Genomic DNA, 13,393 nt, shown 5'->3' on the forward strand with positions numbered 1-13,393 from the left:
ATCCTCCTCCGGTCCGCGTCGTTTCCCATGTCCACCGACGTTCGAGACGGCCTCTCGTTCGGCAAGACAGTCGTGAGGGGAATACAGGAGAAGAACGTGCCGTTTATGGCCGCGAGCATCGCCTATCAGGCGTTTATCTCGTTGTTGCCGTTGCTCGTCCTCGTGTTCTTTCTCGTCACGATCGTCGGGGACGAGGCGTTCGCGGCCGCAGTCTCGGAGACGACGGAGGGATTTCTCCCGGAGAGCGGACAGTTGCTGGTCGAAAACGCGATCGAGGACTCACCGGCTACCGCCGGCTCGACGCTCGTCGGTCTCGTCGTCTTACTGTGGGGATCACTGAAAATATTCCGGGGGCTCGACACGGCCTTTTCGGAGATCTACGGCACGGCCGGCGAGAGTTCGTTCGTCGACCAACTGCGTGATGCCGTGCTCGTCTTCGGCGCGATCGGCGGCGCGCTCCTCGCGGCGACCATCGCGGGAGTCCTCTTTGCCTTCCTGTCGGCGATCCCGTTCATCGGCGTCGTTCAATCCCTTCTGCTCGTCGTCGTGCTCACGCTCGCGTTCTACCCGATGTACTACTACTTCCCCGACGTCGACGTGTCCCGCCGGGAGGTCGTCCCCGGCGTCGTCGTCGCGGCGGTCGGCTGGACGGCACTCCAGTCGCTGTTCCGAGTCTACGTCTCGTTTGCGTCCGGTTCGGAGTCGGCGGGCCCGGTCGGTGCCATCATCCTCCTTTTGACGTGGCTGTACTTCGGCGGGTTGATCCTGCTCGCCGGAGCGGTCGTCAACGCGATCGGAACGGGTTATCTCGAGCCCGGAGCCGACGGCGCGGAGTCGACCGAGCGCGTCGAGGATGCGACCGCGGAGACCGAGCGCGAACCGTTCGTCGACGCGACGAAACGCGAGCGAGACCGGCTCGCGGCCCGCGCCGAAACCCTCGAACGGGAGCGCGATCAGCTCCGAAACGATCTCGCGGCCCAGCGAACGCGGCGCTACCGGCTCGAGGACCGGGTCGACGACCTCGAGACGAGGGCCCGAGCGCTCGAGGCCGAGAACGAACGGCTCCGCCGGGAACTCGAGACGAGCCGCAGGTGGGGAGCACGGCTGCGGGAGCTCCGCTCACGGTTCCGATCGGTGAGCGTCGGTACCGTCGAACGGCAGCCCTGACGAACCGACAGCAGGTCGACGGCCGGTCGCGTCGGGACGGACCGTCCGGACCGTCGACGGGACGCTACGTTGTCGCCTCGAGAGCGGCGGCCTCGAGTTGCTAACTCCGACCCGCTATTCCGCCGCTTTTTGTTAATACACTTCCCCATCGAAGGCAGTAGTTAATAACAAAGATGGATTAGATAATAACTCTTTTAGCCGGCGGTGCGTATTCTCGAATATGAACCTCTCACGACGGACGTTCCTGCAAGGGAGCGCCGGATCGGTTGCGGTCGGTTCGCTGGCGGGCTGTCTGGACGGCGTCGCTCGCACCGGCGAGGGCGTCGACTCGGGGTACGCCGCGTTCTTTGCACTGTGGGACTGGACCCAACACGTCACCGGCGACGAAGCATCGTTCGAGAATCCGGTCGGGGCCGGCGAGATGGGCCACGGGTGGGAACCCGACGGGACGCTCGTCACCGATATCGCGTCGACCGACGCCTTCGTCTATCTCGACTTGCCGGAGTTCTCCTGGGCACAAGACGTCGCGACGACGCTCGAGGCCGACTACGAGACCGTCGCGGTCATCGACGGTCTCGAAGGACTCGATGACGAGTTGCTGGATTGGGACCACGATCACGGTCATAACGACCACGACGATCACGGTCATAACGACCACGACGACCACGGCGATCACGACCGCGGCAACGTCGACCCTCACGTCTGGGTCGACCCGGTTCTCGCCCGGGAGATCGTGACCACCATCGCCGACGAACTCGGCGCGGCCGCGCCAGACAGTGCCGAGACGTTCGAGGACAACGCCGCGGCCTACAACGACCGACTCGAGACGCTCGACGAGCGGTTTCGGACTCTCGTCGACGAGGCCGAGCGCGACGTCGCCGTCCTCGCCGGGCACAACTCCTACAAGTATCTCCAGCACCGCTACGGGTTCGAGATTCACACGCCAACCGGCGTCTCGCCACAGGACGAACCGGACTTCGACGCGCTCTCGTCGACGATCGAACTCGTCGACGATCGAGGGATCGAGACGATCCTGTACGATCGGTTCGAGGTCGCCGGCGAGGACGACCTTCCCCGACAGGCCAGGACGATCCTCGAGGGGAGCTCCGCAACCGACGCGATGCCGGTCACCCCTGCCGAGGGGACCCTCAAGACGTGGCAGCAAAACGACTGGGGATATCTCGAACAAATGGAAGAGATAAACATCCCCGCGTTCAGAGAGGCACTTGGAGCACAGTGACGCCGGTTATCTCCGTCGAGAACGTGACGTTTGCCTACGGCGACCAGCCGGCCGTCCGTGATGTCTCGTTGACCGTCGAGCAAGGCGACTTCCTCGGGCTGATCGGCCCGAACGGATCCGGAAAGACGACGCTTTTACACCTCATGCTCGGGCTGTACGCGCCCGATAGCGGCTCGATCGAACTCTTCGGCGAGCCGATCGAGGCGTTCGAGAACGGCGAGCGGATCGGCTACGTTTCCCAGCAGGCGACCAGCCAGGCCGGGACGATGCCCGTTACCGTCCGCGAGGTCGTCACGATGGGGCGGTTCCCCCACGTCGGCCACGGACGGCTGACCGACGAGGATCGGCGTCTCGTCGACGAGGCCCTCGAGACGGTCGACATCGCCGATCTGGCGGATCGGCGGATCTCTCAGCTCTCCGGCGGCCAGCGCCAGCGGGTCTACATCGCCCGGGCGCTTGCGTCCGAGGCCGAGTTACTCGCGCTCGACGAACCGACCGTCGGCGTCGACGCCGAGTCACGGGACGCGTTCTATCGGCTGCTGGAGTCGTTGAACGAGTCCGGCATTACGATCGTCCTGATCGAACACGACATCGGCGTCGTCACCGATCGCGCGAACCGAATCGCCTGTCTCAACACGGAACTGTACCACCACGGAGACACCGAATCGTTCGTCGAAAGCGACGCGCTCACCGAAGCGTACGGCACGACCGGACAGGTCGTCCACCACCACCACTGACCGATGCACGGGAACACGAGACGCCGGCTGGAACTCGCGGGAATCGTCCTGACGGGACTGCTTGCGACCGCAATGCTCGCGCTGTTGCTCGTCGATTGGCTCCGGGAGTATCCGCTGGTCGCGCCGCTTTACGAGCAGCTCCGGCTGGCCGGTCGGCTGCTCGACGACGGCCTCGGGACGAACGTCTTCTCGCACCCGTTCATGTGGCGATCGATGGCGACCGGCGTCCTCATCGGGGTCGTCGCCCCACTGGTCGGAACCTATCTCGTTCACCGCGAGATGGCACTCATCGGCGAAACCCTCGCCCATACGGCCTTCGCCGGCGTCGCGATCGGGCTGTTGTTCAACGCGACGACCGGCTGGGACGGCCCGCTGCTGTTCGTCGCCCTCGTCGTCGCCATCGTGGGGGCACTCGGCGTCCAGTGGCTGACCGAGCGGACCGACACGTACGGCGACGTCCCGATCGCGATCATGCTCACGGGGAGTTTCGCCGTCGGGACGCTCATCATCAGCTACGGTCGCGGACTGACGGGAATCAGCATCGAGGGGTATCTCTTCGGGAACCTCTCGGTCGTTTCGCCCACGGGGGCGCGCACGATGGCCGTCCTCAGCGTCGTCGTCGTCGCGGTCGTCGTCGCAACCTACAAACAACTCCTCTTTATCACGTTCGACGAGCAAGCCGCCCGCGTTGCCCGGCTGAACGTCTCGCTGTACAACACGTTGTTGATCGTGATGACGGCCGTCGTCGTCGTCGGTGCGATGCAGATCCTCGGCGTCATCCTCGTCGCCGCGATGCTGGTCGTCCCGGTCGCGGCCGCTACCCAACTCGCAAACAGCTTCCGCGAGACGCTTTTCCTCTCGATCCTGATCGGGGAGCTATCGATCGTCGGGGGGTTCGCGTTCGCGATTTCCCAGAGCCTTCCCCCCGGCGGATCGATCGTCGTCGTCGCTATCTCGGCGTATCTGCTGGCGATTTTCGCCTCCAACCGCTCGGTAGCGGCGATCTCGACGCACTGACACTGTCCCTCGACGACGGCACCCAACCGTCCCTCCTTCGCGGGAATTACCGACCCCTTTAACATCGCCCTCGCGGTACCCCCAACCGATGGGACGGTTATCCGAGCTTTTCGCACCCGAGGTCGTCGGTGTCGTCGGGGCGACCGACCGCGAAGGCGCAGTTGGCCGGGCGATACTCGAGAACCTGCAAGCCGATTTCGCAGGCGAGGTCGTGCCGATCAACCCGAACCGTGAGGAAGTGCTCGGGCTCGAGTGTTATCCCGACGTACCGAGCGCGCCGCCGATCGATCTGGCAGTGGTCGTCGTTCCGCCGCCGGTCGTTCTCGAGACGATCCGGGAACTCGGCGAGGCCGGGACGAACCACGTCGTCGTCATCACCGCCGGCTTCTCCGAGACCGGCAGCGAGGGCGCAACGCGCGAACGGGAGCTGCGCGAGATCGCCGAGGAGTACGATCTCAACGTCGTCGGGCCGAACAGCCTCGGCGTCATGTCGACGCCCAACGGGATGAACGCCACGTTCGGCCCCGAGAACGCCATCGAGGGGTCGATCTCGTTTATGAGTCAGTCCGGGGCGTTCATCACTGCCGTCCTCGACTGGGCCAACGAGCAGGGGATCGGCTTTCAGGACGTCGTCTCGCTCGGCAACAAGTCCGTCCTCGACGAAACCGACTTCGTCCGCGAGTGGGGCAACGATCCCGATACGGACGTCGTCATCGGCTACCTCGAGGGGATCGACGACGGCAGCGAGTTCGTCCGAACGGCGCGGGAGGTGACCGATGACACCCCGATCGTCCTCGTCAAATCCGGCCGAACGGACGCCGGTGCACAGGCGGCGTCCTCCCACACCGGTGCGATCGCCGGCAGCGAGCGAGCCTACGAGGCCGGCCTCGAGCAGGCCGGCGTGCTCCGTGCCGAGTCGGTGCAGGAACTGTTCGACTACGCGCGGGCCCTTTCGGGACTCCCCGAACCCGATTCCGACGGCGTCGCCGTCGTCACGAACGCGGGCGGTCCCGGCGTGCTCACGACCGACGCCGTCGGTGATTCGACACTGGAGATGGCCGACTTCACCGACGAGACGATCGACGCGCTGGCCGAGGCGATGCCCGAGGAGGCCAACGTCTACAACCCGATCGACACGATCGGAGACGCGGACGTCGAGCGGTTCGGGACGGCCCTCGAGCTCGCGCTCGCCGATCCCAACGTCGGCAGCGCCGTCGTGGTCAGCGCGCCGACGGCGGTGCTTCCCTACGACGAACTCGCGGAGGTCGTCATCGAGAAACGCGAGGAGTTCGGGAAACCCGTCGTCACCTGTCTGATGGGCGGCCAGCGCGCCCGAGACGCCGAGACGGAGCTTCGCGAATCCGGCGTTCCGAACTACTTCGATCCCGCGCGAGCGGTGTCGGGACTCGACGCGCTGGCCCGTTACCGTGACGTACGCGAGCGGACGGTCGACGAACCGGAACGGTTCGACGTCGACCGCGAACGCGCCCGCGAGATCTTGGGGCGGGCCGAAAGCCGGGACGACAACCGCCTCGGCGTCGAGTCGATGGCGTTGCTCGAGGCCTACGGCATTCCGACGCCAACTGGGGAGATCGTCGACGATCCGGATCGTGCCCGCGACGTCGCCGCCTCGATCGACGGCGACGTCGTGATGAAGATCGTCAGTCCCGACATCTCACACAAGTCCGACATCGGCGGCGTGAAAGTCGGCGTCGGCGACGACGAGGTGTACGACGCCTACGAGGACGTCGTCGCCCGGGCGCGAAACTACCAACCCGACGCGACGATCCTCGGCGTCCAGGTCCAGGAGATGCTCGACCTCGACGACGCCACCGAAACGATCGTCGGGATGAACCGCGATCCGCAGTTCGGCCCGCTCCTGTTGTTCGGCCTCGGGGGAATCTTCGTCGAGATCCTCGAGGATACGTCGGTTCGCGTCGCGCCGATCGGCGAGGGTGAGGCCCGCGAGATGGTCGACGAGATCAAGGCCGCGCCGCTGTTGCGCGGCGCTCGCGGCCGCGAGCCCGCCGACGTTGACGCGGTCGTCGAGACGATTCAGCGGCTCTCACAGCTGGTGACGGACTTCCCGTCGATCCTCGAGCTCGACGTCAACCCGCTCGTCGTCGGGCCGGAGGGCGTACAGGCGATCGACTTCAGACTCACGGTTGATACGGAGGAACTATGACTGACACCGAACCCGAAGCCACTGACACTGCCACCGACGCTGGTTCGTCCAGCGAGACCACCGACAGTACCGCGTCGACGACCGCCGACGCCGATACGCTCCTCGTCAGTTCGCTCGAGGAGAGCACCGGAAAAACCGCGATCTCGCTCGCGCTCGCCCGGCTCGCACGGGCTGACGGCGACAGCGTCGGCTATATGAAACCGAAGGGGACGCGTCTCCAGAGCAACGTCGGGAAGACCCTCGACGAGGACCCGATGCTCGCCCGCGAACTGCTCGATCTGGAGGCCGAACTCCACGACCTCGAGCCGGTCGTCTACTCCCCGACGTTCATCGAACAGGCCATCCGGGGCCGAGAGGATCCCGCGGAGCTCCGCGACCGCGTGCGGGAGGCGTTCGAGACGCTCGCGGCCGATCACGACCGGCTGTTTCTCGAAGGCGGCGGCGAGTACGACGTCGGGGGCATCGTCGATCTCACCGACGCCGACATCGCGGACCTCCTCGACGCCCGCGTCGTGGTGGTCGCCCCTTACGAGGTTCCGTCCGATGTCGACGACGTGCTCGCGGCGGCCACGGCGTTCGGGGACCGCCTCGACGGCGTGATCTTCAACGACGTCGCCGACGCCGCCTACGATCAACTCGAGACGGACATCGTGCCCTTCCTCGAGGGGCGCGGGATTCCGGTCTACGGCGTGCTCCCGAGCGAGCGGACGCTCTCGGGCGTGACGGTGGCGGAACTGGCGGACGAACTCGGCGCATCGGTACTCGTCGACGAGGGGACCGACGCGTACGTCGAGCGCTTTTCGGTCGGCGCGATGGGTGCCGACAGCGCGTTGCGGTACTTCCGGCGGACGAAAGACGCCGCGGTCATCACCGGCGGTGACCGCGCCGAGATCCACACTGCCGCACTCGAGGCACCCGGCGTTCGCTGTCTCATCCTGACCGGCGGTCACCGGCCGTCGGGAACGATCGTGGGCCAAGCCGCCGAACGTGGCGTCCCGATCCTTTCGGTCCAGACGGACACGCTCACGACCGTCGAGCGCGCCGAAGACGTCGTTCGGAGCGGCCGAACCCGCGATGTCGAGACCGTCGACCGGATGGAGTCGCTCCTGTCCGATCACGCGGCCGTCGACGAGATCCTCGACCCGGAACCGTAGCTACGAACTCCTTTTCGGTCCGATCGCTCAAGGCGGGACATCAGGACAGCGAGCCGCAGCGCTTTGCAAGCGTGTCCGTTCAGCCAAAAGCATCCGGAAGGGCGGTCGGGCATACACACCCTCCAGTGGACGCGCCGGTCTGTCAGAGGCACTCCGGCAACCGTCCCGTCTCCCTCGTCCCACATACCCTCATCTCTCGGTCAATCTCCCACCCTGTAACCAAGTCACTTATATCTTATCCTCATTCATATACCCCGGTCCGGTAGTGGCGGCCCGGCCGAGCGGAACCTGTCACGCGGCTGTCTCCCTTCCCGGCAGCCGCTTTGCTTCTCGAGGTTCGTGGGCAGTACTATTATTTATTCGTCGCGTCGAGTACAGGGACGATGGTCGCCGAGGCGGGGGTGCTCGAAGTATTACTGCAGCGGGGGGCGTTGCTCCGGCGTCTCGCTCGGGAGCCGTGTCAGCCGAGCGAACTCGTCGCCGATCTCGACTCCTCGCGATCGACCGTCGATCGGGGGTTATCGGAGTTGCAGGACTCGAACCTGGTCGAGCGCGTCGAGAGCCGGTACCGGACGACGCTGGTGGGCGAACTCGCACTCGCGGAGTTCGATCGGCTTTCCGGTCGCCTCCGGAGCGCGGTCGATGCGAGCGATCTCCTCGCGTTGCTCCCGAACGACGCGCCGCTCGACTGGCGGATGCTCGACGGCGCTGCGGCCGTTCGGGTCGACCGCCGAACCGCCGTGACGGAGTTCGAACGCCCCCCGGATCGACCCGTGGATCGTGGACCGAACGGCGATCCGTTTCGGCTCTTCCAGTCCGCGCTCGAGGCCGACCGGCGTCATCGAGCGATCGTCCCGACCGTGCCCCCTCGGCTCGCGAGGGCGTATCGTGAGGCGATCCGCGGGGGTCTCGAGGTCGAAGCCGTCGTGTCGGACGAAGCCGCGGCGACGCTCTGTTCGGACTTCCGGGAAGCGACCGCCGACGCGCTCGACGCCCACCGTCTGTCGCTGTGGGAGGCACCGACGACGCTTCCATACGGGTTGATCGTCGTCGACGACCCGAACGCGGACTCCGCCCGCCTCGCGATGCTCGTTATCTGTCGCGAGGACGAACTCCGCGGACTGCTCGTCAACGACAGCGGCGACGCCCTCGCGTGGGCGCGGCGTCAACTCGAACGCTACCTTGCGAACGCACAGCCCCTGTCGTTTTCGGACGGTGACTGAGAGTCTCCGCTGGTGTCGCCGACCGATCGGTCTTTCGGAACCTCCCGTTCCAGTGATCCTACACGTCGGGTGACTGTCGCGTCTGACCAACAATTAAGAGTCAGCCCTGCATGTAGCCAGTTATGGACGACACTCCCCAAGAGATTACCTCCCTCGTCGGGCGCGAGGTCTATTCGAACAGCGGCGTCTTCGTCGGCGAGGTCGAAGACCTGCAGTTGAACGTCGACGGCCAGGCCGTCACCGGCCTCGCACTCGGGAACCTGAACACCGAACTGTTCGCCGAAGAAGCCCAGACCGGACAGGGCGTCATCGTTCCTTACCGGTGGGTTCGAGCGGTCGGCGACGTCATTCTCATCAACGATGTCGTCGAGCGCGTCCGCGATCCCGACGAAGAGGAAGCGGAGTTGCTCGCCTGAGCGTCAGGAGCCGTTCGAGCCTTCCGAGCCGTCGACGCCCATCGCGTCGAACAGCGTTCGCTTGACCGCTTCTTCGGTCAATTCAAGCAGCGTTTCCCGGGTGTCCTCCGAGATTTCGATGCCGGTGAAAATCCCCAGTGGAATCTCCGCGCTGGCCTGTGTCGAGTGGCCGGCGGTTTCGCCCATCTCGCCGTAGGCGTCGTCTAGCACCTTGCCGATGTTGATCCTGATGTCCTTCGAGCGGCCCGCCAGAAAGATCGTCTCGTCGGCGATTCCGAAGACCGCGGTAGTGGTGACGCCCTCGAGATTGAGCAGATGGCTTGCGGCCTGGGTCAGCGCCTCACGATCGCGGACGAAGCCGGCGTTCGAGACGAGGTGGCTCCCCTGAACGTCGCGGTTGGCGATCGCCTCCGCGAGCACGTCGAGCGTTTCGGGGGACATCGACGGTGACTCGACCTGTTCGAGGGTGTCGTGGTTTGCGAACGGGTAGAGGTAGGCGGCGGCGGTCAGATCGGCTGGGGTGGTGTCGCGTTTGAAATCCAGCGTCTCCGCGCGGATGCCATAGAGCAGGGCCGTGGCGACCTCCTCGGAGACGTTCATATCGAACTCCTGAATGTACTTCGTCATGATCGTCGACGTCGAGGACATGTTCGGCCGGATGTCGACGAACTCTGGTTCGAACTCCTGATCGGGTTCGTGGTGGTCGATGACGGCATCGACCGACAGGTCCATTTCGCTCGAGGTCGCGTGATCGACGAGCGCAACGGTGTCGTAGGCCGAGTAGTCCTCGATTTCGTCCCACTGGACGAGATCGATCCCGAGCAGGTTGACGAACGCGCGGTTTTCCTGGTGGCCGACGTCACCCAGATAGATGATGTCCGACTCGATGCCGAGGTGGTCGGCGATCGCCTGCAGCGCCGCCGCGCTCGCGATCGAGTCCGGGTCCGGACTGTCCTGTGTGATGATCGCCAGTCGGTTCTGTGTCTCCTCGACCAACTCCGCGAGTTTGCCCGCGTTGTACTCGAGCTCGCCCGACTCGAGCGCCCGCAGCGCGGATTCGGCGATGACCGAGGACGGGTTGATGACGATATCCGCACCCAACTCCGCGAGTTCGTCCCCGGAGACCGGATCGCTGGCGCGCGCGACGACGAACTGGCCGTCGTTGTTGGTCCGGATGTGCTCGAGCGCCCGTTTGTTCGACTCGACGTCGGAGGCGAGGATGAGGACGACGTCGCGTTCGGCGATCAGGTCGGCGGCTTCGGGTTCCCGAATATCGGCCGTTCGGGCGTCCAGATCCTGATCGCGGAGCGATTCGACGCGGCTCTCGTCCCGGTCGATGATGAGGACGTCCTTGCCCTGCTCGACGAGTTCCTCCGCGACGGCGTAGCCGACGCTGCCACAGCCCAAGATAGCGTAGTCAGAGATCGACGAGATCGTAACCCCCGTACTCATATGGCCGAGTGGTCGGACCGGCCGCACTTAACCCTCCCGAAGATTGTTACGTCGCGAACGTTTCCGGAACTGGAACGACTCCGCCGCTGTCGCGTGGATGCATGGCCATCGATCCCACGCCGGGTGACAAGGGAAACGTATTTTAATGCGCACCCGAAAGTCGGAGGTGTAGGGCCGGTAGCTCAGTCCGGCAGAGCGTCTGACTCTTAATCAGACGGTCGCGTGTTCAAATCGCGCCCGGCCCGCTTTCTGACGGTGACCGAATCACCAAGGTAACGGAGCCGTCGTCGTTCGTGATGAAGGGAAACCGTCCTCGAGTAATCGTCGGTCACAGTCCCGATCCGGTTCCCACCGCGTTTCTTTTGTCGGCTGGGGGCGTTGCCCCCGTCGATGGAGGTCGCTATTCTCACCGTCGGTGACGAGGTACTCGCGGGCGATACCGCGAACACGAACGCGACGTGGCTCGCGGGCCGAATCACCGACCGCGGCTCGAGCGTCGGCCGGATTCTCACCGTGCCCGACGACCGGGCGCTCATCGCGGAGACCGTTCACGAGTGGGCCGACGCCTTCGACGCCGTCGTCGTGACCGGCGGCCTCGGCGGGACCCACGACGACGTCACGGCGGACGCGATCGCCGACGCGTTCGAGCGCGATCTGGTCGTCGACGAGGCCGTCCGCGAGGACGTCATCGAGACCGTCGCGGCCTACCGCGACGAGAACCCCGAACTCGTCGCGGCCCACGACCTCGAGATCGACGTCGACGCCTGGGCCGCCCTGCCGGAGGGGAGCCGCGCGCTCGTCAACCCCGAGGGGCTGTGTCCGGGCTGTGTGCTCGAGAACGTGTACGCGTTCCCGGGCGTGCCCGCGGAGATGAAAGCACTGTTCGAGCAGGTCGTCGCGGAGTTCGACGGCGACGCCGTCTCGCGGACGCTGTACACGCCCCAGCCGGAGGGGTCGATGGTCGAGACGCTGGCGATGGCCCGCGACCGGTTCGCGGTGACGCTCGGCAGCTATCCCGACACCGAGGCCCGGAACCGATTGAAAGTGACCGGCACCGATCCCGACGCGGTCGACGAGGCGGTCGAGTGGCTGCGCGATCGACTCGAGGTCAGCGACAGGCAGTGAGTCGACCGGGAGCAGGCGGAAAGCGCCACGTCGCGTTTGTGCACCGACAGCTCCGCGGGACGATCAGTCCTCCCGGCTCGCTGTTCCCACCCCGTGGGAACTCCCGACGAGTGAAATACCGGACCGGAACGAACGACCGGGTATGACGGACGAGACACCACGCACGGACGAGGAGATCAGGCGAGCGGTCGTCGACCGCGTTCGGGAGGTCGAGATTCTGGGCGGCGATCCGGTCAGCGAGCAACTGATCGAGGACATCGACGTCGAGGACGGGATCGTCACCTTCGCCGTCGACTTCGAACCGGTCGACCGGGTGCTCGCCGACCGACTCACCGATCAGCTGCGCGGAGCGGGACTGGCGACCAACGGCGTCGTCCACGTCCGGGTCACGGCCGCCAGCGCGGACGCCCCCGAGACTGGGGTGCCGGTCTCCGACGTCGAGTCGATCGTCGCCGTCGGAAGCGCGAAAGGCGGCGTCGGCAAGACGACCGTCACCGTCGCGCTCGCACGGGCACTGGCCGAGGCGGGCCGTTCCGTCGGCGTCTTCGACGCCAACGTCTTCGCGCCGGACGCGCCGGACTTGCTCGAGGCCGAGGGGCCGGTACAGTCGTCGCCGACAGGACGGCCGATGCCGATCGAGGTCGACGGCATCCAGGTCGTGAGCATCGAACTGATCGCCGAGGACGGGCCGGTCGCCTGGCGCGGCGCGATGGTCCACGATGTCGTGAAGGACTTGCTGGGGGACGCCGTCTGGGACGATCTGGACGTCTTGCTCATCGACCTGCCGCCGGGGATCGGCGACGCCGTCTACACCATCGTCCAGCAAGCGCCGCTGGACGGCGGCCTGCTGGTCAGTACGCCGACCGATGAGGGCGCGCGAGCCACCCAGCGGACCGCGGCGTTGTTCTCGGCAAACGACGTGCCGGCGATCGGCGTCGTCCCGAATATGACTGGCGCGGTCGACGGCGAAACGGCCCCGTTCGACGACGACGGGGCGGCCCTCGAAGACATCGTCGAGGACGCGTACGCGTCGCTCGATCCGGTTCCGTTCGATCCGTCGCTTCGGGAGCCGACGACGTGTTCGTTCGCCGACCCCGAAACCGGCGGCGAACGGGCGATCGACACGCTCCGTGGGACCGTCGAGTCGTTCCTCGAGGACGAAGGCGGGCCGACGGTGCCCGAGGACGCGGTCGACCTGCGCGGGCTGCCACCGGAAACCTGCCAACGTCAGGTGGTCACCGAATTCGGCGTCGCCGGCGACGAGCCGGTCTCGGTCGTAATGCGCGGCCAACCCGACGAACTCGTCTCGGTCGTCGACGAAAGCCTCGCACGGGACGGCCGCTCGCTCGAGCGGACGGCCGTCGACGATCTGGGCTATGACGGGTGGCTGGTCGAACTCGAGCCGTCGGTACCGTCGTCCTCGAAGCCGGCGACCTGACGGACTGAAACCGTTGGTCGTCGATGGACCGGTTGCGGTGTGGTGTCTCCGTTTCTCCTCCCCGATATAAAGGCCCACTATTCGGAGGATTTCCGGCGTAGCATCCCCAACTCGTGGGAACTGACGTGTTCGGTTAAAGACTAGCGTTCCCACGTCAGGATGTGATGGCAAACGGACGACCCACCTTCCAACGGCGCGATCTGAACCACGTATCGACTGGTTCGCTCGCCGGCCATCCG

Annotated in this window: 11 protein-coding genes and 1 tRNA gene; 11 read left to right on the forward strand and 1 reads right to left on the reverse strand. The window is 65.8% G+C overall.

Annotation, left to right across the window (positions count from 1 at the left end):
* Positions 1 to 27 precede the first annotated feature (27 nt).
* The 8 genes from TX80_RS11895 (at position 28) to TX80_RS11930 (ending at position 9,139) form a co-directional block, all read left to right on the forward strand.
* Positions 28 to 1,167: a YhjD/YihY/BrkB family envelope integrity protein gene (locus TX80_RS11895; protein ID WP_049923358.1), complete on the forward strand. Its 1,140-nt coding sequence runs from the start codon at positions 28 to 30 to the stop codon at positions 1,165 to 1,167.
* Between the two features lie 220 nt (positions 1,168 to 1,387).
* On the forward strand, positions 1,388 to 2,407 hold the full coding sequence (locus tag TX80_RS11900; protein ID WP_049923359.1) for a metal ABC transporter substrate-binding protein: 1,020 nt from the start codon (positions 1,388 to 1,390) through the stop codon (positions 2,405 to 2,407).
* Positions 2,404 to 3,144 carry a metal ABC transporter ATP-binding protein gene (locus TX80_RS11905; RefSeq protein ID WP_049923360.1) on the forward strand — a complete coding sequence of 247 codons (741 nt, stop codon included), beginning with the start codon at positions 2,404 to 2,406 and terminating at the stop codon, positions 3,142 to 3,144. Before TX80_RS11900 ends, TX80_RS11905 begins: the two co-directional genes overlap by 4 nt.
* 3 nt (positions 3,145 to 3,147) lie before the next feature.
* Complete coding sequence (locus TX80_RS11910; protein WP_049923361.1) at positions 3,148 to 4,161, forward strand: metal ABC transporter permease; 1,014 nt, start codon at positions 3,148 to 3,150, stop codon at positions 4,159 to 4,161.
* A gap of 88 nt (positions 4,162 to 4,249) precedes the next feature.
* On the forward strand, positions 4,250 to 6,346 hold the full coding sequence (locus tag TX80_RS11915) for an acetate--CoA ligase family protein (protein ID WP_049923362.1): 2,097 nt from the start codon (positions 4,250 to 4,252) through the stop codon (positions 6,344 to 6,346).
* Positions 6,343 to 7,500: a phosphotransacetylase family protein gene (locus TX80_RS11920; RefSeq protein ID WP_049923363.1), complete on the forward strand. Its 1,158-nt coding sequence runs from the start codon at positions 6,343 to 6,345 to the stop codon at positions 7,498 to 7,500. The genes TX80_RS11915 and TX80_RS11920 overlap by 4 nt, the downstream gene beginning before the upstream one ends.
* A 383-nt stretch (positions 7,501 to 7,883) precedes the next feature.
* Positions 7,884 to 8,723: a helix-turn-helix transcriptional regulator gene (locus TX80_RS11925; RefSeq protein ID WP_049923364.1), complete on the forward strand. Its 840-nt coding sequence runs from the start codon at positions 7,884 to 7,886 to the stop codon at positions 8,721 to 8,723.
* 122 nt (positions 8,724 to 8,845) lie between these two features.
* The gene (locus TX80_RS11930) at positions 8,846 to 9,139 is read left to right on the forward strand and encodes a PRC-barrel domain-containing protein (protein ID WP_049923365.1); all 294 of its coding nucleotides are present in this window, start codon (positions 8,846 to 8,848) and stop codon (positions 9,137 to 9,139) included.
* 3 nt (positions 9,140 to 9,142) lie between these two features.
* Here the strand turns inward: TX80_RS11930 and TX80_RS11935 are convergent, their stop codons facing one another.
* Positions 9,143 to 10,591, reverse strand: a complete 1,449-nt coding sequence (locus tag TX80_RS11935; RefSeq protein WP_049923366.1) for a DHH family phosphoesterase — start codon at positions 10,589 to 10,591, stop codon at positions 9,143 to 9,145.
* A gap of 171 nt (positions 10,592 to 10,762) precedes the next feature.
* Here TX80_RS11935 and TX80_RS11940 point away from each other — a divergent pair.
* The 3 genes from TX80_RS11940 (at position 10,763) to TX80_RS11950 (ending at position 13,154) form a co-directional block, all read left to right on the forward strand.
* Positions 10,763 to 10,836 (forward strand) — tRNA-Lys (locus TX80_RS11940).
* Between the two features lie 145 nt (positions 10,837 to 10,981).
* Positions 10,982 to 11,716, forward strand: coding sequence for a competence/damage-inducible protein A (locus TX80_RS11945; protein ID WP_049923367.1), 735 nt, complete (start codon positions 10,982 to 10,984; stop codon positions 11,714 to 11,716).
* 142 nt (positions 11,717 to 11,858) lie between these two features.
* Entirely contained in the window at positions 11,859 to 13,154 is a 1,296-nt protein-coding gene (locus TX80_RS11950; protein ID WP_049923368.1) for a P-loop NTPase, read from the forward strand.
* The last annotated feature ends 239 nt before the right edge of the window (positions 13,155 to 13,393 follow it).

It is taken from the genome of Halopiger djelfimassiliensis, assembly GCF_000455365.1.
GTDB classification, from domain to species: Archaea; Halobacteriota; Halobacteria; order Halobacteriales; family Natrialbaceae; genus Halopiger_B; species Halopiger_B djelfimassiliensis.